At 72.6% G+C, this 19,463-nt stretch carries 22 protein-coding genes; 9 read left to right on the top strand and 13 right to left on the bottom strand.

Annotation, left to right across the window (positions count from 1 at the left end):
* Nucleotides 1–365 precede the first annotated feature (365 nt).
* The 5 genes from ACLBX8_RS27690 to ACLBX8_RS27670 form a co-directional block, all read right to left on the bottom strand.
* Nucleotides 366–560: a hypothetical protein gene (locus ACLBX8_RS27690; RefSeq protein WP_020094731.1), complete on the bottom strand. Its 195-nt coding sequence runs from the start codon at nt 558–560 to the stop codon at nt 366–368.
* 414 nt (nt 561–974) lie between these two features.
* Complete coding sequence (locus tag ACLBX8_RS27685) at nt 975–1,184, bottom strand: hypothetical protein (RefSeq protein WP_026605187.1); 210 nt, start codon at nt 1,182–1,184, stop codon at nt 975–977.
* Nucleotides 1,185–1,290: 106 nt separating this feature from the next.
* On the bottom strand, nt 1,291–1,611 hold the full coding sequence (locus ACLBX8_RS27680) for a polyhydroxyalkanoic acid system family protein (protein ID WP_020094729.1): 321 nt from the start codon (nt 1,609–1,611) through the stop codon (nt 1,291–1,293).
* Between the two features lie 99 nt (nt 1,612–1,710).
* Entirely contained in the window at nt 1,711–2,022 is a 312-nt protein-coding gene (locus ACLBX8_RS27675) for a hypothetical protein (protein WP_447716146.1), read from the bottom strand.
* A gap of 85 nt (nt 2,023–2,107) precedes the next feature.
* The gene (locus ACLBX8_RS27670) at nt 2,108–2,338 is read right to left on the bottom strand and encodes a hypothetical protein (RefSeq protein ID WP_020094727.1); all 231 of its coding nucleotides are present in this window, start codon (nt 2,336–2,338) and stop codon (nt 2,108–2,110) included.
* Between the two features lie 517 nt (nt 2,339–2,855).
* Between ACLBX8_RS27670 and ACLBX8_RS27665 the strand changes: the two genes are divergently transcribed.
* Nucleotides 2,856–3,173, top strand: coding sequence for a hypothetical protein (locus ACLBX8_RS27665; protein WP_091928387.1), 318 nt, complete (start codon nt 2,856–2,858; stop codon nt 3,171–3,173).
* 405 nt (nt 3,174–3,578) lie between these two features.
* Complete coding sequence (locus tag ACLBX8_RS27660; protein ID WP_447716145.1) at nt 3,579–3,809, top strand: hypothetical protein; 231 nt, start codon at nt 3,579–3,581, stop codon at nt 3,807–3,809.
* On the opposite strand, the gene ACLBX8_RS27655 is transcribed toward ACLBX8_RS27660, so the two are convergent.
* Nucleotides 3,806–4,054 (bottom strand): hypothetical protein, encoded by a 249-nt coding sequence (locus ACLBX8_RS27655; RefSeq protein ID WP_447716144.1) that lies wholly within the window; start codon nt 4,052–4,054, stop codon nt 3,806–3,808. The two genes, ACLBX8_RS27660 and ACLBX8_RS27655, sit on opposite strands and share 4 nt — an antisense overlap.
* A gap of 32 nt (nt 4,055–4,086) precedes the next feature.
* Nucleotides 4,087–4,341: a hypothetical protein gene (locus ACLBX8_RS27650; protein ID WP_447716143.1), complete on the bottom strand. Its 255-nt coding sequence runs from the start codon at nt 4,339–4,341 to the stop codon at nt 4,087–4,089.
* A gap of 423 nt (nt 4,342–4,764) precedes the next feature.
* Between ACLBX8_RS27650 and ACLBX8_RS27645 the strand changes: the two genes are divergently transcribed.
* A complete protein-coding gene (locus tag ACLBX8_RS27645; protein ID WP_447716142.1) occupies nt 4,765–5,580 on the top strand; it encodes an SDR family NAD(P)-dependent oxidoreductase in 816 nt (271 codons plus the stop codon).
* Nucleotides 5,581–5,648: 68 nt separating this feature from the next.
* Here the strand turns inward: ACLBX8_RS27645 and ACLBX8_RS27640 are convergent, their stop codons facing one another.
* The 3 genes from ACLBX8_RS27640 to ACLBX8_RS27630 form a co-directional block, all read right to left on the bottom strand.
* Nucleotides 5,649–6,899 (bottom strand): sensor histidine kinase, encoded by a 1,251-nt coding sequence (locus tag ACLBX8_RS27640; protein ID WP_447716141.1) that lies wholly within the window; start codon nt 6,897–6,899, stop codon nt 5,649–5,651.
* 153 nt (nt 6,900–7,052) lie between these two features.
* Nucleotides 7,053–9,299: a molybdopterin cofactor-binding domain-containing protein gene (locus ACLBX8_RS27635; protein ID WP_447716140.1), complete on the bottom strand. Its 2,247-nt coding sequence runs from the start codon at nt 9,297–9,299 to the stop codon at nt 7,053–7,055.
* Nucleotides 9,300–9,310: 11 nt separating this feature from the next.
* Complete coding sequence (locus tag ACLBX8_RS27630) at nt 9,311–9,757, bottom strand: (2Fe-2S)-binding protein (protein WP_020094719.1); 447 nt, start codon at nt 9,755–9,757, stop codon at nt 9,311–9,313.
* A 603-nt stretch (nt 9,758–10,360) separates the two neighbouring features.
* Between ACLBX8_RS27630 and ACLBX8_RS27625 the strand changes: the two genes are divergently transcribed.
* Nucleotides 10,361–11,743 (top strand): mercuric reductase, encoded by a 1,383-nt coding sequence (locus tag ACLBX8_RS27625; protein WP_447716139.1) that lies wholly within the window; start codon nt 10,361–10,363, stop codon nt 11,741–11,743.
* A gap of 3 nt (nt 11,744–11,746) precedes the next feature.
* On the opposite strand, the gene ACLBX8_RS27620 is transcribed toward ACLBX8_RS27625, so the two are convergent.
* Complete coding sequence (locus tag ACLBX8_RS27620; RefSeq protein ID WP_447716138.1) at nt 11,747–14,284, bottom strand: MFS transporter; 2,538 nt, start codon at nt 14,282–14,284, stop codon at nt 11,747–11,749.
* A 317-nt stretch (nt 14,285–14,601) separates the two neighbouring features.
* On the opposite strand from ACLBX8_RS27620, the gene ACLBX8_RS27615 reads away from it, so the two are divergent.
* From ACLBX8_RS27615 to ACLBX8_RS27595, 5 genes are all read left to right on the top strand, one after another.
* Nucleotides 14,602–15,264, top strand: coding sequence for a response regulator transcription factor (locus ACLBX8_RS27615; protein WP_056526642.1), 663 nt, complete (start codon nt 14,602–14,604; stop codon nt 15,262–15,264).
* 361 nt (nt 15,265–15,625) lie between these two features.
* Nucleotides 15,626–15,967, top strand: a complete 342-nt coding sequence (locus tag ACLBX8_RS27610) for a response regulator transcription factor (protein ID WP_244540898.1) — start codon at nt 15,626–15,628, stop codon at nt 15,965–15,967.
* A 198-nt stretch (nt 15,968–16,165) separates the two neighbouring features.
* Nucleotides 16,166–16,903 (top strand): sensor histidine kinase, encoded by a 738-nt coding sequence (locus ACLBX8_RS27605; RefSeq protein ID WP_447716137.1) that lies wholly within the window; start codon nt 16,166–16,168, stop codon nt 16,901–16,903.
* A gap of 246 nt (nt 16,904–17,149) precedes the next feature.
* Nucleotides 17,150–17,443, top strand: a complete 294-nt coding sequence (locus ACLBX8_RS27600) for a hypothetical protein (RefSeq protein WP_020094713.1) — start codon at nt 17,150–17,152, stop codon at nt 17,441–17,443.
* A gap of 71 nt (nt 17,444–17,514) precedes the next feature.
* Nucleotides 17,515–17,790 (top strand): hypothetical protein, encoded by a 276-nt coding sequence (locus ACLBX8_RS27595; RefSeq protein ID WP_053621787.1) that lies wholly within the window; start codon nt 17,515–17,517, stop codon nt 17,788–17,790.
* Nucleotides 17,791–17,814: 24 nt separating this feature from the next.
* Here the strand turns inward: ACLBX8_RS27595 and ACLBX8_RS27590 are convergent, their stop codons facing one another.
* Together ACLBX8_RS27590 and rfbH are read right to left on the bottom strand one after the other, a co-directional pair.
* Nucleotides 17,815–18,027 (bottom strand): hypothetical protein, encoded by a 213-nt coding sequence (locus ACLBX8_RS27590; protein ID WP_427508336.1) that lies wholly within the window; start codon nt 18,025–18,027, stop codon nt 17,815–17,817.
* A 59-nt stretch (nt 18,028–18,086) separates the two neighbouring features.
* On the bottom strand, nt 18,087–19,406 hold the full coding sequence (rfbH, locus tag ACLBX8_RS27585) for a lipopolysaccharide biosynthesis protein RfbH (RefSeq protein ID WP_447700885.1): 1,320 nt from the start codon (nt 19,404–19,406) through the stop codon (nt 18,087–18,089).
* Nucleotides 19,407–19,463 lie beyond the last annotated feature (57 nt).

Genomic DNA, 19,463 nt, shown 5'->3' with positions numbered 1-19,463 from the left:
GCTGCGTCGGAGAAAACATAGTAAATGGCAGATTAACTTCGGATAGATCTGTTAAATACTGATGAAGTTCTGGCGGTATGCTCGGGAGCTGCGCCCGAGGCGCGTGCATCGGCCCGCGGCGAGGCCGCGCGGGCGGCCAGGGGGCGACGCGCCGACAGTCCTGCGGGCGGCGCTGCCGGCCGCCTGAGCGGGGAGGGTTCGTCATCACTGTGGGTGCGCCGCGGACGACCCTGGCGCCGCCCGCGCCGGATCCGTCCGGCGGTAACATGGGATCGAGAGCCGGCGCTTCGGCGCCGGCGGGGTGACACCCAGCCGGCGGACGGCGCGCGGGGACCTGTCCGGTGGTCCCCGCGTCCGCGGTCGCGCTAACCCGTTCGGTCGCGCCGGGTGATGTGCTTGACCAGTTCGGCCAGCTTCTCCTCGGCCTTCTTCAGCGCCACGCGCGAACTGTGTCCGGGCGGCGTTCCGTCGGCAGCCTCGCGAAGCTTCGCGATGGTGTCCTGGGTATCCTCTACCTCGGTATCGAGCGCGGCACGCTCACCGGATCTATCGATGGCCATATCGATCCTCCAGGTGTTCTGTCCCTGGCGGCCGCCAGGGCGCCACGCCCTGAGGTAAGGCGGCATCCCGACCGTGGCGAGCTTCGCGGGCCTCGCCGGAATCCGTTTCCGGCACGGATCCGGGTTCGGCGACCCCGTCGCCGCCTGTGCGCCACGGCACGCCGCAGCGTGATCCCGGCGCCCGCGGACGGCGTTCTACCGTCACACACACCGGAGACCGCCGCCATGCTGATCCTCAATCCCCTCACCGGCCAGACGGTCGACGTGCGCGTGCCCCGCCCGCAACCCGGGAAGGCGTGAGGGACGGCGTGAGTCCGCCCCCGCGCGGGCTCTCGCCGATGCGCCCCGGGGCCCGAGTGCGCCCTGCCCGGTCGCGCCCGCCCGCAGGGTCGGCACGCCGGGTGCTGCGAGCGCTCACAGGGAACGCGGGGGCCGGCGCGCCAAGCGCTCGGCCTCCGCCTGCCACGCGTCGCGCTCGGCCTGAAGCGCCTCGATGCGGGCGTGGAGATGGCCGGCGTCGATGGCGGTCTCCATCAGCATGTCCTGCGCGGTGGCGAGCTGCTGGCGCAGCTCGGCGTTCTCGGTCGCGAGCGCGAGGAGCAGGGCCGCCACGTCATCGCTCATCCGGGCCCCTGCGCCGCCACCGAGCCGGCGCGTTTAGCCCCGGCACGACCGGGCCACAACCGCCCCGCGGGCACCCCGGACCGATCGCCGCCCCGGGCCGCGCGCGTCAGGCGGCCTCGTCGGACAGGAGGCGCCCGACGTAGTGGCGCCCGACCGACTCGATGACGGGCGCGAACAGGCTGGCCATCCAGGGCACCAGCGCCTCGACCTCCAGCGCGTCATCCGCCACCTGGATGGCGACGTGCGCCGACTGCCCGTAGCCGCTGCCCGAGAAGGAGCGGCGATTACCCAGCCAGTCCTCGGCCTCGACGCGAATCTTCTCCGCCTCCAGGCGACGGAAAGCCCAGTCCATGTGCAGGTCGATGCGGCGGCGAACCTCGGCTGTCCCGAGGTCGTGCGGGACGGTGATCGTCAGGCGCTTCGGCATCGGAATCTCCTCGCGGGCAAGCCCCGTGAGGTGCGGCCGGAAGGTTAACACCCGGTGATCGGCGCCACCCGATCGATGCGCCGGGCAAACCGCCGGCGGTCAGTACCGGACCGTGCGGACGCCGCCGGCCTCACCGCTCACGACGCTCCGGATGACTTCCTTGGTCGACGGGCTGATCCCACCGTCACCGCGCAGCCGGCGCCCGTCCGCCCGGTCGAGGCGCGCGACGTCGTCGGAGCATCGCTCCAGGGCGCGGCGGACCTTGGACGACAGCGGCCCGCCGCGTTCCGCCGGGGCGCCGGCCATCTCGAACCGCAGGCAGGACGCCAGGTAGCCTTTCAGGTCGTCGAAGGCGGCGGCCTGGGCCCCCGACGTCAGGACGATGAAGATCAGGGCGGATCGGGCGAGCATCACGCGCTCCAGGGAAAGCGGTCCGCGCGGACAACGCGCGAGCGGGGCGTTGGTCCCGGAGGCCGCGCCCTCGCGGCCGCCGCACTCAGCCGCTGCGGCGGGGCGCCTGGGCCGCGTCGCGCCGCTGGTCCTGGGTTCCCCGACACTGCACGTATTCCGGCGTTCCCGGCTCGGCGCCGTAGCCCCGGCAGATCGCGTCGTCCTTCGCGGCGACGTCCGCCTCGCTCATGAAGAGCTCGCCGCGGCCAGGCCGGTTCGCCGCGTTGCAGGCCGTCAGGGCCGTGGCCGCGATCGCCAGAACGATGATGTGCTTCATGGGACTCCTCGCCGCCGATCAGCACCACAGCGGCGGGACGCTGTCGATGACGCTGTCGACGACCCGGCCGCGGCGTCCACAAGCCGTCGGTCGACATGGTTATCCAAGGATGGCCGGACCTTCGGCGCCGCGCCGCGGTCCCGGCCGTCCACCGCACGGGACGGGGCCGGCCCGGCATGCAAGCGTGACGCCGCCGTGACCGGCGGTCCATGCGGGGCCGGCATGTCGTGTCGCCGGTGCACCGGCGGCGCAACGCCGGCTAAGCATCTGCCTCTGCATCCTCCCAAGGCAGACCCATCTTCGGCCCCGCCGGCAGCGCCGCGCGGGGCCTTTTCGTGCGCGGATCCGGAAGGTTGGCGCTCCGCCCGCGGGCGAGACCCTGCGCGCCGGGCGCAGCCGGACACGACGATCGGCGGCGCACGACGGCGACGGGTGTCGGAAACCGGGTCCGCGCTCCCGCGTTCGGGCACGGAGGCCCGTGCGTGAGGCACAGTCGGGCCGAGATGCCAAGGAGCACATGATGCGTCATGCCCTCTTCGCCATCTTCGCGCTGGTCGCGGCGTCGCCCGGTTCGGCGCAGACCAGCACCGGTCCCGCACCGATCCGGCAACCCGGACCAGCGCAGCCGGTGACGCCGGGCACCCCGGCCGGAACCGTCGTCGTTCCCGGCGGCAGCCAGAACAGCGGTCCGGGCAGCACCGCCGTCGTCGCGCCCACCGGGACGGGGGCGACGACCATCACGACGGATTCGGCCGCCGGCGGGAATGCCGGCCAGCCGGAGCGCGGCGTACCCCAGGTCGGCAAGGGGAGCGGGGACGGCAGCGGCGGCAGCTGATCGCCGGACCCCGTCCTGAGGATCCGTCCCGCCCCGTGCCGGATCGGGGCGGGACAGGTGGACCGTCCCACCCCCGGCATCCCGACGCGGCGCGCGGCGGCGCGCGGGCATGGGACCATCGCACCGTTGACCCGCGGCCCGGGACCGCCCGTCGCCGGGGAGGGATGATCCTGCGCGGCGTTCAATGCAGATGCCGAGCAAGTCTGTTGCGGGCCATCGAATTTTGATCGCTGTGTCTAGCTCAGGTTATGCTGTCAATCTTAGATGATGATCGGCTGCCAAATAATTGGTATCAACATACCGGTAAAATTTATTTCCGATTCATCGATGCGGTGTTCGCACTCTCACGTTATAAAGATACTGTAGATTTAAAGCGACGCCGCCGCGCGTCCGTCGGAGATCGATTTGGCGGATCCGGAATTCGAGGGTGGAAGGTTCGGGCCGAACGGCAAGAGATCGATGCTCCGGCAGATCGCGCACGCCCTCGGAGTGCCCGAAGACGCTTTCCTCGACGAATCCGAGGCGCTCGCCACGATCGACATGACGGGGGATTTGCTGCGCGTCTGGCACGCGCTCACCCTGTCGGACCGCCGCTTGCTGCTGCAGATGGCGCGCGGGATGATCTCCCGCGGCTAGAACGGCCACGGCTCCTCCCGCGGCCCCGGCCCCGGCGCCGTCCGCTCGCCCGGCGCCACGAGGTCCACGATCTCGTCGAGCGGCTGCGTCACCCGGATCGTCCGCCCCGCCGCGGTGATGAACGTCTCGTTGCGCATCAGGTCCGTGTCGCTCAGCGCCTGGACGCTCGTCACGCGCAGCAGGTGCCGGCAGCCGTCGCCGTCCTGCACCTGGAGGAAGTTCCCGACCCGCCGAACCGCCGACATGGCGCTCTCCCGCCCCGCTGGTGATCTGTGGCCTAGGCGCCCCGCAGGCTCTCGGCGAAGTCGTCGGGGATCTCGCCCCACTGGCCGAGGATCGTGACGCCCTCCAGCTCGCCGGTCTCGTCGTCGGCCACCACCTTCAGCGCCGCCGCGCCCGGCATCCGCCTAGCCATGTTCTCGGCCTTCTTCACCGCCCCGCTCTCGGTCTGCGCAGGCTCCTGCCGGGCCGGCCGCAGCCGCTTCCGGTGCAGCTCGAAGGGCTGCACCACGAACGCCGTCCTCATCGCCATCGTCGTCCTGCACCCCGGTTCGTCACAGGTTCTCCACAGACCGCACGGGCCCCCCAAGGGCGCGCCACGACAGGAGTTTTCGAGCCGTATCCACATGCGTCCAAGGCGTCGGAAGAAAAGTCTCGCCCGCAGATTGTGCCCGGCCCGCCCGTATGATCTGTTCCGCTTTCGTTCTAGCATGGCGAGGCCGCGGGTGCACCTCTCCCGGATCGACGCGCGGCGGATCTCGGGCGCCGATTCCGCCAGCGGGCCGGCGCCGCGCACCGGCCTCCCCGCGCCTGCCCGACGGGCGTTGGGCAAGGCGGCCCGATCATGCCACCGGGTCATACCAAGGTATGGCGCCGGCCCGCATCCGTATAAATGTAAGCCTCCGTCGCGATCGCTACGCTTTCCGTCATTCAGCAGCACAGACGGAGAGTTGTCATGACGGAATGTGCCAAGGGAACTGCTCTGATCACCGGCGCTTCGGGCGGGATCGGCGCGATCTATGCCGAACAGCTCGCCGCGCGCGGCCACGATCTCATCCTGACCGCCCGGAACGCGGATCGCCTGGAGGCGGTCGCCGAGACGGTGCGCGGGGCCTCGGGCCGCACCGTCGAGGCGCTCGCGGCGGACGTCAACGACCGTGCCGGTCTCCGGCGCGTCGAGGACCGGCTGCGGAGCGACCCGGCGATTACCCTCCTGGTCAACAACGCCGGCTTCGGCTCCGCGGCCCCGCTGCTCCAGGCGGATCCGGACGAGATGGAGCGCATGATCGGCGTGAACGTCACGGCCGTGACGCGCCTCGCCTTCGCGGCGGCGCCGGCCTTCGTCGCGCGGGGGCACGGGGCGATCATCAACGTCGCCTCGACCGTCGCCCTCAATCCCGAACTGCTCAACGGCGTCTACGGGGCGAGCAAGGCCTACGTTCTCGCCTTCACGCAGGCGCTGCAGCACGAACTCGCCCCCAGGGGCGTCCGGATCCAGGCGGTCCTGCCCGGCGCGACGGCCACCGAGTTCTGGACCGTGGCCGGCGTCGGCGGCCACCGGAACCTCCCGGCCAGCATCGTCATGACGCCGTCCGACCTGGTCGCGGCCGCGCTCGCGGGGTTCGATGCCGGCGAGGTCGTCACGATCCCGCCTCTGGAGAACGGTGCGGCCTGGTCCGCGCTGGACGCCGCGCGCCTCGAACTCGCCGCCCAGCTCGGCGCGGCGACGCCGGCGAGCCGGTACCGGACCACGCGCGCCGACGCCGCCTGAGGCCCTCGGGGGGCGTCCCGGCCGGGGCGCCCCTGCCCGCTCCCTGCCCGCTTCCCGCGGCCGCCCGGTCAGGACCGGGCGAGCGGCAGGCACACCGAGAAGCGGGCGCCCGGCGTCCCGTCGCGGGGCCTCGCGTCGATCGAGCCGCCATGGGCCGCCACGATGGTCCGGCAGATCCGGAGACCGAGGCCGAGCCCATCGGCCCGCGTCGTGAAGAAGCCGTCGAACAGCCGGTCGACGGTGCCGGGATCGAGGCCCGGCCCGTTATCGACGACGTCGACCGTGATCGACCCGTCCCGGCAGACGGTCTCGACCGCGATCTCGGGCCCGGGGGTCCGCGCCTGCCGATGGATCTGGATGGCGTTCATCAGCAGGTTGACGAAGACCTGCTGCAGTTGGATCCGGTCCGCGAGGACCTGCGCGGCCGCGTCCGCCGGGGCGACGGTGAGCCTGATCTCGGTGCGGTTCAGGTCGTGCGCCACGAACCGCGCGGCCTCGGCCAGGACCTCCGCCACGGAGACGGGCGCGCGGACGCTGTCCCGCTTGGCGGCCATGCGGCGGGTGCGATCGATGATGTCCCCGGCCCGCGTGACCTGATCGACGATGCGCTGGCATTGACGCCGGAGCAGGTCGCGGTCGAGATCCGCGCGATCGAGCAGGCGCAGCATCGCCCCGGCGGTCATGCCGATCGACGACAGGGGCTGCCCGAGCTCGTGCGCGATCGACGCCGACAGCTCGCCCAGCGTCGAGATCCGGGAGACGTGGGCCAGCTCGTCGCGCAGCACCTCCAGCGACATCTGCCGCGCGACGTGCTCGGTGATGTCCACGAAGGAGGCGAGCCACAGGCCGGAGGTGGCGCCGTCCGCCCGCGGGACCACGCAGAACAGCGTCTCGAAGCGCGATCCGTCGAGCCGGACGCTGTGCGCCTGCTGCTGGAACGAGGTCGCGCCCGCCGCGAAGGCCCGGGCGGAATTGACCTGGGCGGTGCAGAGCGGGTCGAAGAAGCGCTGCGTGCGCTGCCCGATCATGTCCGCGCGACCGCCCGCGCCGAACATCCGCACCGCCGCCTCGTTGACGTCGAGGATGACCATCCCGTGCCGCAGGCGGTCGGCCACGTCCGGATGGGCGTCGAGGTGGGCGGCGATGTCGGTGATTCCGGCCGCCCGCAGCGCGTCGAGGGTGGCGACCCGCTCGCGGGCATCGACGACGACGAAGCCGATCGTCGAGACCTTCATGCAGACGAGGTACCACGCGTCGTTCCAGTCGGCCTCGCTGGCCACGACGATCCGGTCGGCCGTCGGCGTCAGACCGTTGCTCATGTCGGCGGTTCCCGGGGCCGGCCCCGATTCAGGCCCGCCGCGCCCCCGCTATACGGCATCCGAAAATCCCGCTTCCAGTCGGGACGCGGGACTTTCGGGGGCGGGCCCCGGGGGGCGTCGCCCCGGGTTATCGCCCGGGGTCATCGATCGGCGTCAGGTCCCCGAGAGGGTCTCCTTGGCCAGGGGCAGGCTGCGCAGGCGTCGGCCGGTCAGCGCCGCGACCGCGTTGACCACCGCCGGCGGCACGCCGGGCAGGCCGGGCTCGCCGATGCCGCCCATCGGCGCCCCGCTCTCGACGATCGCCACGTGCACCCGCGGCATCCGCTCCCGGTCGAGGATCGGGTAGGCGTCGAAGTTCCGGGCCTGCCGCTCCCCGTTCTCGTAGACGACCTGCTCCAGCAGCGTCGACGAGAGGCCGAGCGCCGCCGCGCTCTCGACCTGGCGCTTCACGATCGCCGGGTTGACCACGCGGCCCGGATCGATGGCGATCCAGAGATCGTGGACCCGGGCCTCCCCGTTCTCGAGCGAAACCTCGGCGATCGTCGCCGTCTCCGAGCCGAACGGCGAGGCCATCGACACGCCCCGCGCCCGCCGCGTCCCGTCCTGTGCCCGGAACGGCCCGCGCGTCCAGCCGCCCGCGAGGTCGGCCACCGCCTGCAGCAGGGTGCGGTGGCGGGCGCTGTCCCTCAGGAGCGTCATCCGGAGGGCGAACGGGTCCTTGCCGCCGGCCTGCGCGATCTCGTCGAGGAAGCTCTCGTAGAAGTAATCGTTCATCGAGTGCCCGACCGAGCGCCAGAACGCGATCGTCACCGGGTGCGGCACCTTCACGTAGGTGAGCCGACGGTTCGGGATCGCGTAGGGCTTCCGGTCGAGGCCCTCCACCACCGAGGAATCCACCGGCCCCTTGAACAGCGCGCCGAACCAGCGCCCGATCGGGCCCTCTCCCACCGCGGTGGTCTCCAGCGCCACCGGCATCCCGTCCGGACCGAGGGCCGCCCTGAACCGGGCGAAGCTCAGGGGGCGGACGGCGTCCATGCCGAACTCCTCCTCCCGCGACCACAGCACCCGCACCGGCTTGCCCGTCGCCTTGGCGAGCAGGATCGCCTGCGGGAACGGGCTCGCCGGCCCGTAGTGGAAGTGGCGCCCGAAGAAGCCGCCGAGCATCGGCGAGTGGATCCGGACCTGATCCGGCTGCAGCACGGCCGTCTTGGCGGCGACCTGCTGGAACAGCTCCGGCATCTGGTTCGGCACCCAGAGGTCGAGGCTGCCGTCGGGGGCGAAGCGCGCCACCGCCGAGGGCGGCTCGAGCTGCGCGTGGGCGAGGTAGGGAGCGTCGTACGCCGCCTCCACCACCTTGGCCGCGCCCGCGAAGGCGGCGTCCGGGTCGCCGGCCTGCTCGGCCGGGACGCCGGGTCCGGGCGCGTCCCGCAAGGCGGCCAGCATCGCCGCCGAGGAGAAGCCCGCCGAGACGGTGGCGACGCCGTCGGGCGCCGGCCGGGTCCAGGTCACCTGCAGGGCCTCGACGGCCCTGCGGGCCCGCCACCACGTGTCGGCCACCACCGCCACTGCGCCCGGCAGGCGCTCGACCGCCTGGACGCCCGGCATCGCCCGGACCTCCGCGGCGTTGGCGATCGCCTCCGGCTCGGTGCCGAGATGCGGCGCGTGCCGGATCGCGGCGTGGACCATGCCGTCGAGCCGGATATCGATGCTGTAGACGGCCCGGCCGGTGGACTTGTCGCGCATGTCGAGGCGCGCCACCGGCTTGCCGATCCAGCGGAAATCTTTGGGATCCTTCAGGGCGACGTCGTCCCGCGGCTGCAGCGCCAGCGCCGCGGCGGCCAGCGCGCCGTAGCCGAGGCTCCGGCCGGAGGCGGCGTGGATGACGCGCCCGTTCTCGGTGGTCAGACTGGCCTGCGGCACGGCGAGCTCGGCGGCCGCCGCCCGCAGGAGCATCTCGCGGGCGGTGGCGCCGAGGCGGCGCATGGCCTCGAAGCTGGAGCGTGTCGAGAACGACCCGCCGGTCATCCGCAGGCCGTTGACGACCGCGTAGTCGGGGCCGGGCGGGGCGCATTCCACCGCGAAGCGCGCCGGGTCGAGGTCGAGCTCCTCGCCGATCGTCTGGGCGAGGCCGGTGTTGATGCCCTGGCCGCCCTCCACGAAGGGGCTGAGCAGGCGCACGGTGTCGTCGGGGCGGATCTCCAGGAAGGCCGTCACGCGGGTCCCGGGTTTCGGCGCGACGGCCGCCGGGCCTTCGGCGCGGGTCTGGGCGGCGGCCGGCGCGAGCCGGAGGCCGATTCCGAGGAACAGCGCGCCCGAGGCGGCCCCCAGGAAGCCGCGGCGGGAGAGGTTGCGCACCGGTTCGCGACGGTCGGCGCGGCGGAGGGGCGTGAGGTCGGTCATCGTGCGCCTCCTCAGGCCGCGGCCTGCCGCACGGCGGCGGCGATGGCGTTGTAGGTTCCGCACCGGCACAGGTTGGTCATGGCGCCGGCGATGTCGGCCTCGGTCGGCTTCGGGGTCTGCTTGAGCAGGCTCGTGGCGGCCATGACCTGCCCGGACTGGCAGTAGCCGCACTGGGGCACCTCGATGCCGACCCAGGCGGCCACGACCCGGGCACCGACCGGGTCCTGCTCGATCGCCTCGATCGTCGTGATGGCTTGGTCGCCGACGCTCTCCAGGGGGATCTGGCAGGAGCGGGTCGCCGCGCCGTCGAGCAGCACCGTGCAGGCGCCGCACTGCCCGATGCCGCAGCCGTACTTCGTGCCGGTCAGCCCGAGGCTGTCGCGCAGGACGAACAGCAGCGGCGTGTCCGGTTCCGCGTCCACCGTGTAGCGACGCGCATTGATCGTGAGCTGGACCATCGTTCGACCTCGTGGGATGGGGACGCCGCGACGTGTCTCGGCGTGCGAACCGGCCGGGCGACGTCTCTTCGGGGACGGCCGAAGGCGCGGTCCGGATCGTGTGCCGTGTCGCGAGAGGTACCGCCGCCCCCGGCCGCGCGGAATCATACGAAGGTTAGGGGTCGTCACCCGAAACGGTGCCCCTCCGCAGCCTGTCCCCGGGATCAGGGCCGGCCGAGGATAGTCCATCGCCCGGGGTCTCGGCCCTGAAGGCTTCGCGCTGCGGCGCGCGGGCGGCCGGTCACGCGCCCGGGCCGCGGCCGCGGCGAACCTGCGTGTTCAGGGATCCGATCCTTCGAAGCGGAGGGCGCGGGATTGCGGCAGGCCTGCCTGCAGAGGCGCCGACCGGAACGGGTGATCGCCCGTCAGCGATGGACGGAACTGCGGTGATGGGCCGATCCGGCTCGGTCAGGCCGAGGTTTCGGTCGGATCATCCGAGACTCGATGCGCACGAAACCTGCGCGCCGGGCGGTCGGGACCGGTCTATCATACCGACGCATGATATCCGTCCGGTCGTGAGGCCTCTACGTTTTCCGCAGATCTCGGGATCGCGGAGGAAATACCATGGACGACCACTACGATGCCCTCGTGATCGGCAGCGGCGAGGGCGGCAAGTTCCTGGCGTGGCACCTCGCCAAGGCCGGCCAGAGGGTCGCGGTGATCGAGCGCCGCTGGATCGGCGGCTCCTGCCCCAACACCAACTGCCTGCCGAGCAAGAACGAGATCTGGAGCGCCGAGATCGCCCACCGCGCCCGGCAGGCCGACCGGTACGGCATCGAGACCGGACCGGTCGCGGTGGATATGGGCCGGGTGGTCGCGCGCAAGCGGGCGATGGTCCGCGACCTCATCGACATGCACCTCGACCGCTACCGCGAGAGCGGCGCGGAACTCGTCATGGGAACGGCCCGCTTCACGGGCCCCAGAGCGCTCACGGTCGCGCTGAACGCGGGCGGCTCGCGCGCGCTGACGGCCGAGCAGATCTTCCTGAATCTCGGCACCCGCGCGACCATCCCGGACGTCCCGGGCCTGCGCGAGGCCGGGCCGCTCACCCATATCGAGGCGCTCGAACTCGACGCCGTGCCCGCCCACCTCGTCGTCCTCGGCGGCGGCTACGTGGGCCTCGAACTGGCCCAGGCCTACCGCCGGTTCGGCAGCGCGGTGACGGTGATCGAGCACGGGCCCCGGATCGCGGGCCGCGAGGATCCGGACGTGGCGTCCGCCCTCGCGCAGCTCCTCGAGGCCGAGGGGCTGGCGATCCGCACCGGCACGGAGGTGGTGCGCGTGCGCGGCCGCTCGGGCGAGGCCGTGGAGATCACGGTGCGCGGCGGCGCCGGTGAGGCGGTCATCGCCGCGAGCCACATCCTCGTCGCGGCGGGGCGCGCGCCGAACACCGACGGCATCGGTCTCGACCGCGCGGGCGTGGCGCTCACCGAGCGGGGCGTCATCGAGGTCGACGACCACCTCCGGACGAGCGCGCCGGGCGTCTGGGCCATCGGCGAGTGCGCGGGCAGCCCGGCCTTCACCCACGCCTCCGCGGACGATTTCCGCGTGATCCGCGACACGCTGGCGGGCATCCCGCGCTCGACCGCGGGCCGGCTGATGCCGTCCTGCCTGTTCACCGACCCGCCGCTGGCGCGGGTCGGGTCGACCGAGACGGAGGCGCGGGCCGACGGCCACGCCGTCCGGGTGGCGCGGCTGCCGATGGCGGCCGTGCTGCGCACGCGGACGACCGGGCAGACCGAGGGCTTCATGAAGGCCGTCATCGGCCCGGACGACCGCATCCTCGGATTCACGATGCTCGGCGCGGAGGCCGGCGAGGTCATGGCCGCGGTCCAGGTCGCCATGCTCGCCGGCCTGCCCTACACGGCGTTGCGCGACGCGATCCTCGCCCATCCGACCACCGCGGAGGGGCTGAACAGCCTGTTCGCGGCCGTCCCCGCCCGCTGAGGCTCAGCCGCCGGCGCTGGCGCCGGCGGCGGCGGGCTCGGCCGCGGCGCGGCCCGCCGCGCCCGGCTCGGCCGCCGGCAGCTCGACCGCGAAGGTCGCGCCCGGCCCGTCGTTGTTCCCGCCGGTCAGCGTGCCGCCATGGGACTCGACGATGGTCCGGCAGATCGCGAGGCCGATGCCCATCCCGTCGCGCTTCGTGGTGAAGAACGGGCTGAACAGCCTGGGCAGCTGCTCCGGATCGATGCCGGTGCCGCTGTCGACGACCGCGATCCGCAGCCGGCCCGGCGCGGGGGCGGTCAGCGCGATCCGCAGCGCGCGGCGGGGCTCGGGTAGGTCGCGCACGGCGTGCAGGCCGTTCGTCACGAGATTGACCACGACCTGCTGCAGCTCGACGCGGTCGGCCAGGACGCGCGCCTCGGTCGCGGCGATCACCGTCCGCACCGTCGCCCCGGCCGCCAGGATCTCCCGGTCGAGGAGGGTCGCGACCTCCGCCAGGAGGGAGCCCAGGTCGAGGATCTCGGGCTGGCTGCGGTCGCGGCGGAGCTGCTCGCGCGTCCGCTGCACGATCCGGCTCGCCCGCATGCCGTCGCGGACGGCGCGCTCGGCCGCCCGCGCGGCCGCCTCGAGGTCCGGCGTCTCGCGCCGCAGCCAGCGCAGGCAGGCCTCGGCGCTCATCACCATGGCGCCGATCGGCTGGTTGACCTCGTGGGCGATGGAGGCGGAGATCGCCCCGACGGTCGAGACTCGGCCCGCGCGGGCGAGCTCGGCCTGGGCCGCGAGCAGGGCCTCCTTGGCGCGCTCCCGCTCGGTCACGTCGACCATCGCGCAGGCGACCCGGTCGAGGGCCGCCTCGTCGTCCGGCAGCGCCACGACGAGGATCGCGGTCACCTCCCGCCCGTCGGCGCGGATCAGGCGGCCCTGGGCCTCGAAGCGGCCGCCCGCCCGGTCGATCCGCTGCAGGAGCGGCAGGACGAGGTCGTTGCCCGGCGGCAGGAAGCGGCTCATCGAGCCGAGCACCGCCTCGCGGGAGCCGCAGCCGAGGAGCCGCACCGTCGCGTCGTTGACGTCGACCAGCGCGATCCGCCGGGCGCATTCGGCGACGAGCGCGGCGTCGGCCTGCCCGCGGAGGTCGGGCCCGAGGGCGCCGGCGGCCCGCGCCTCGGCGAGGTGGGCCTGCGCCTCGGAGAGATCGACCTCGCACAGCGCGACGTGGCTCTGCTCGAACAGCGCGCGGTAGCGGCGCTCGCTCCGGGCGAGCGCGTCCAGCGCCCGCCGCCGGGCGCTCGTGTCGAAGGCGATGAGGCTGATCCCGCCGGTCAGCGCGAGGTAGAAGCCGACCGCGGTCAGGCCGCTCTGCGCGGCCAGCGCCTGGGCGATCATCGGCGAGAAGGCGCCGCCGATGATGCCGCCGACGTTGAACGCCACGGAAGTCCCCGTGTAGCGCACCTGCGGCGGGAACAGGCTCGGCAGCCACGCGCCGAGCGGCCCGTTGACGAAGCCCATCACCCACAGGGCGAAGGCCAGGAAGGCGAAGATGGTCGCGAGGGAGCCGCTGCCGAGCATCGGCGCCAGCAGGATCCCCGACACGATGGTCCCGGCGCAGCCGACGATCAGCACCCGGGCCGGGTCGAGCCGGTCCGACAGCCAGCTCGCGACGACGATGGCGGCGGCCATGAACAGGATCGCGCCGAGCTCGACCGTCAGGAACGAGGCCCGGGAGTAGCCGAGCGTCGTTGTGCCATAGCCGAGCGCGAAGGCGGTGGCGGTCCAGAACAGGGAGAAGCACGCGACGACGCCGAACATCCCGGCGACGACCTGCCCGGCATGGTCGCGCATCAGCGCGACGAGGGGGACGCGCGGGGGCTGCGCGTCCTTCACGGCGGCGGCGAACTCCTCGGTCTCGCCGAGATTCGTGCGGACCCAGAGCCCGAGCCAGACCAGGGGCACGCTGAGCAGGAAGGGCACCCGCCAGCCCCAGTCCGCGAACTGCTCCGCGCTGAGGGTCAGGGTCAGGACGAGGAACAGGCCGTTGGCCACGAAGAAGCCGAGGGGCGCTCCGAGCGGCGCGAACATCGCGTAGCGGGCGCGCCAGCCCGGCGGGGCGTTCTCCAGCGCCAGCAGGGCGGCCCCGCTCCACTCGCCGCCGAGCGCCAGGCCCTGCCCGAACCGGAGGAGGCAGAGCAGGACGGGGGCGAGCCAGCCGGCCAGCGCGAAGGTGGGCAGCAGCCCGATGGCCGAGGTCGTGAGCCCCATCAGCAGGAGCGAGGCGACCAGCGTCGCCTTGCGCCCGATCCGGTCGCCGAAATGCCCGAAGACCGCGCCGCCGATCGGCCGGGCCACGAAGGCGAGGCCGAAGCTCGCGTAGGCGCTGATCAGCTCCGCCGATTGCAGCGCCGCCGGGAAGAACAGCGGCCCGAAGATCAGGCTCGCCGCCGTGGCGTAGATGTAGAAGTCGTAGAACTCGACCGTCGTGCCGATCAGGCTCGCGAGGAGGACCCGCGCCGTCGTCTGCCTGGGACGCGCGTCGCCCACCGCACTCATCTCCGCGCCTCGCTGCACAGCCTGTCGGACGGGCGCGCGGCCGGAGGAGGCGGGCGGCCGCGAGTCCCGGGCCGGGAGGCGCTGACCTCGCCGGAGGTTGAGCCAGTCCCGGGGACAGTGCAACCGCTCATAGCCACAAGCTTGGCCGCGAGTCGATAGGCGCGTCGGGAGCGGTCCGGCGAGCGGCCATTCGGGGCGACCCGTGCCGGCGGTCCGCGCCGTCCACAGACGGTCGGCTTGATCGGGCGCGGATACAACCTGTAAGCACTGCCCGTGCGGGCAGCCTGTCAGAGGCGCGCGGGGACTCGTCGATCACGATGTCAGGCAACGTCCGGGGTGGCGCGGCGAAGCCCGGCGCCGACACGGCCTCACCGCTGGTGGTCATCGTCGAGGACGACGAGGGCGTCCGCGAAGGTCTGCAGGACCTTCTGCACTCCGTCGGGCTCGACACCCTCGCCTACGGCGCGACGCGCGACCTCCTCGCGGCGACGCTGCCGGACCGCCCGGGCTGCCTGATCCTCGATGTGCGGCTGCCCGGATCCAGCGGCCTCGACCTGCAGGCGAAGCTCGCCGCGATGGGCAACCGCATGCCGATCATCTTCATGACCGGCCACGGCGACATCCCCATGACCGTCCAGGCCATGAAGGCGGGCGCGCTCGATTTCCTGACCAAGCCGTTCCGCGATCAGGACATGCTCGACGCCATCGCGGTCGCGATCGAGCGGGATAGGACCCGGCGGGCGTCGAGCGCGGGGGTCGCCGAGCTCGAGGCGCTGGCCGCGACCCTGACGGCGCGGGAGGCCGAGGTGATGGCACAGGTCGTCAAGGGGCTGCTCAACAAGCAGATCGCCCACGCCCTCGGAATCAGCGAGATCACGGTCAAGATCCACCGGGGCAACGTCATGCGGAAGATGGCGGCCGGCTCCGTGGCCGACCTCGTGCGCAAGACCGAGCTGCTCAAGGCCCGGGCCGCCGTCTGAGCCGGCCCATCGCCCCGTCGCTTCCGCAGACCCGGCCCGGGCCGATCGGCGCGGAACGATGCCGGACATCGCCGCGTTGGCACCCGCACTGGACAGATTCGTCGCGGCGATCGGATCGGGGATCGGCGAAGAAGTCCTGCCTCAACTCGTGAAATCCATGTCTACCGGGTCGCGTCGCGGCGCCCCGGGTCCTGCGTTGCTGTGGCAGGACTCGGTTCATCGGGATGTGAGTCCGTCGCGCGTATCAAACCATCGTATAATTTCGTCGAAGCCGCCACCGGCCCACAGAGGTGGGATCGATGCGCCTTCGAGAGGCTCCGGAGGGAGATTCGTGCCGGTCGGGAAGAAAGCGGTCGCGGTCGTGGACGACGACGAGGCGGTTCTGGACGCGACGTCCAGCTTCCTCGAGGCGTTGGGCTACGACGCGCGGGCCTTCAACTCGGGCGAGGCCTTCCTGGCCGCCATGGCCGGCAGCGACGTGTCGTGCCTTCTGACGGACGTGAACATGCCGGGGATCAGCGGCATCGAATTGCAGGACCGCGTCCGGGAGCAGCGCCCTGCCCTGCCGGTCATCATGATGACCGCGCTGACCGACGACGCACTCCGGCGCCGGGCCCTCGCCGGGGGCGCCCGCGATCTCCTGCGCAAGCCGCTCGTGGCCGACGAACTGATCCGCTGCCTGGAAGAGACGATCGGGGCCTGACTCCAGGGCCTGCCCATCCGTGACGGGATCGCCGGCCGACTCCGGACCGGCATCGCGCGCGTGCGCCGCTGGTACGCCGATCCGAGTCCGGTCCGGTTAGGACATCAAACCTCCGTATGATTCCGGCGCGGACGGCCACGGTCCAAGGTCGCGTCATGGAAGCAGCGCGCCGTCGGCGGGCCGGACGAGGAGGCGGGGATGGGACTGACGATGGCGAGCCCGGGTGCGGCGCCCGACGAGGCCCTGCTGCGCGCGGAGACCGCCCGCAGCGCCATGGCCCGGCTGCTCGCCGTGGCCGGACACGACCTGAAGCAACCCCTGCAGGTGGCACTCATGGCCATCGACCGCGCGGTCTCGGACGGCGTCGGTCCCCGGGCCGCGGCCCGGCTCGGCCTCGCCAGCGACGCGCTGGTGCGGCTCGGCCGCGAGCTCGACGATCTGGCCCGCTCCTCCCAGGCCGGCAGCGTGGCGCCCCGGCTCGGTCCCGTCGCGGTCACCCCGCTCCTGGAGGCGGTGGCGGCCGAGTGGGGACCCTACGCCGACGCGGTCGGGGTGCGTGTCCGGGTCTGCGCCACGGCGCTGACGGTCACGAGCGAGGTCGCCATGCTGACGACCATCCTGCGCAACCTCGTCGGGAACGCCGTGAAGTATGCAGGCCCGGGCGGCCGCGTCGTCGTCGGATGCCGCCGCCGGCAGGGGCGCGTGGCGATCGAGGTGCACGACGGCGGTCCCGGCATCGCGCCCGAACGGCTGGCGGGCATCTTCGACGCCTTCGACCGTGCCGGACGCCGGGACGGAGCCGGTCTCGGGCTCGGCCTTCATATCGTCCGGCAAACCGCCGCGGCGCTCGATCACCCGGTCGCCGTGCGATCCCGGCGCGACCGGGGCTCGGTCTTCGGCGTGACCGCGCCCCGCCACCGTCCGGCATCCGCGTAGACGCCCCGGGACGATCCCGACGGCGCCGCCGCCGCTGCGGAGGTCCGCCGTCCCGGCACCGGAGGCCGCGAAACGCCCGGACCGCGCGCGCAGGCCGCCGAAATCGGCGGCGTCCACGGCCACGCAGGCGTGCCGCGGCCACACGGCTTGCTCGCCAGGGTTGCTTGTGGAACCGTGTCGGCCTGAGACCCCGAAGAGGCGACGGATGCTCCGCACCGTGCTTTCGCAGACGGAGCGCGACCTGACATGACGGCTGGTGATCCGCCCAACAAGATGGCCGAAGTTGCCGGCCTTGCGGCCGCGATCGCCGACCACATCCTCGCGCAGCACGAGGCCGGGACCACGATCCCGCCGGACCAGTTCCGGATGCTGGTGAGCGCCGCCCGGATGCTCCTGGATAACGGCGTGGCTTGGCCGCCGTCGGTGACCTACCTCGTCATGGAAGTCGCCCGACGGGTCGAGGAGGCCGAGCCGCCGCCCAAGGGCGACGAGGTCGTGACGCACCTGGAGCAGGCGCTCGACGCGGCGAAACCCACCTGAGACACCTGAGACCGACCGTCAAGCGGCGGGCGCGCCGACTTCCCGCGGGATCGGCGCCCTATATGGGCCCTATGCCCACACTCGGTCTCAAGCTCCCGCTCCGGATCTGCGTCCTCGAGAACGCCGCCTGCGTCGAGGATGCCGGCGGCCGGCGCACCGGCTACGTCTACTGGGACGAGGGCCGTTCGGGAGGTGGTGACAGGCCCTTCACCCGCGCCGAGGCCATCGAGCAGGTCCGGATCATTGCGGGCGCCTGGGCCGGCGCCCTGGTCCACAGCGGCACCCTCGACACCGGCCCGGCGCCCGAGCCGGGTGCCGCCGCCGCCGAGCCGTCTCCGGAAGGCTGACCGCGCCCGGCCGAGCGGGATCCGCTACAGGCCGGTGCCGCTCACGTAGGAGACCGGCGCGCCCGGACCCGAACTCGTCGCGGAGGCCGCGACGGTGGCGGCGATCCAGTCGCCGTCGCTGGTCCCGGATGCCCGGCACTCCCGCGCCATGGCCCGCACTCGGCGGCGCCAGAGCCAGAGGCGGAGGGTGTGGATGAGGTCGTACATGGTCGGCCCCGCGCTGTCGCTCCCGTCCATGTGGGGCGCGCGGGCGGACCGCTCAAGCCTGCCGTCAGCACAGCGGCCGCAGGAGGCCGTCAGCCGGCGCCGAGTTCCCGCGACACCGCCGCCAGCATGTCGGCCATGTAGTCGAGCATCGGGTCTGTCAGGCCGGGCCAGACGCCGATCCAGAAGCTGTCGCGCATGATCTTGTCGGTGTGGATCAGCGGGGCGTGGACCCGGTAGGTCACGTCCCGGAAGGCGGGCTGCCGGGTCAGGTTGCCGGCGAACAGCAGCCGGGTCCCCACGCGCCTCTCTTCCAGGCGCGCTACGAGGGCGTTCCGATCGATAGGGGCCTCGTCCCGCACCGTCAGGAGGTAGCCGAACCAGCTCGGCTCCGAACCCGGGGTCGCCCGCGGTAAATGGAAGAGCCGGTCGAGACCGCGCTCCCGCAGGCGCCGCTCCACGCCGGCGAAGTTCGCGCGGCGGCGCGCCACGAAATGGTCGAGCTTGGTCAGCTGGCTCACCCCCAGGGCGGCCTGCATGTCACTGACCTTCAAATTATAGCCGATGTGAGAGTACGTGTACTTGTGATCGTAGCCGCGGGGCAGGTCACCGAGTTTCCAGCCGAAGCGGTTGCCGCAGGTGTTGTCGGTGCCGGGCTTGCAGTAGCAGTCCCGCCCCCAATCCCGAAACGACTCGACGATCTTGGCGAGCGGGCCCTTGTCCATCAGCACTGCGCCACCCTCGCCGGTGGTGATGTGGTGGGCCGGATAGAAGCTCAGGGTGGCGACGTCGCCGAAGGTCCCGACCCCCTGCCCGCCGATGGTCGCGCCGAACGCGTCGCAGCAATCCTCCACCAGCCAGAGACCGTGGCGGCGGCAGATCTCGGCCACGCGGATCGCGTCGAACGGGTTTCCGAGCGAGTGCGCGATCATCACCGCCCGGGTCTTCGGCGTCACCGCCGCCTCGAGGAGGTCCACATCGACGTTGTGCGTCTCGACGTCGACGTCGACGAAGACCGGCACGCAGCCGTGCTGCACGATCGGCGCGACGGTGGTCGGGAAGCCTGCCGCAACGGTGATCACCTCGTCGCCCGGCCGCAGGCGGCGCGCGCCGTGCTTCGGCGAGGTCAGCGCCGCGAAGGCCAGGAGGTTGGCGGCCGAGCCCGAGACGGTCAGCCGCGCATGCTTCCGTCCGAACGCCGCCGCGAGCTCCCGCTCGAACCGGTCGGCGTAGCGCCCCGCCGTCAGCCACATGTCGAGGGAGGCGTCGATCAGGTGGGCGCAATCCTCCGCGTCCATGACCTTGCCGGAGGGCGGGATGTAGGTCTCGCCAGGCACGAAGGCCGGTTTCCCCCGGGCTTCGAAATGCGTCCGGGCGAGGCTTAGGATCTCGGTGCGCAGGGCGTCGGTCATGGGGGCGAAACACTGTTGTCCGGTCGCGGGCCTCGGGCAGCTATACCGCGGGATACG

It is taken from the genome of Methylobacterium sp. D48H (genome assembly GCF_053345715.1).
The sequence above is the reverse complement of the archived record's forward strand: the minus strand, read 5'-3'. Positions and strand labels throughout refer to the sequence as shown.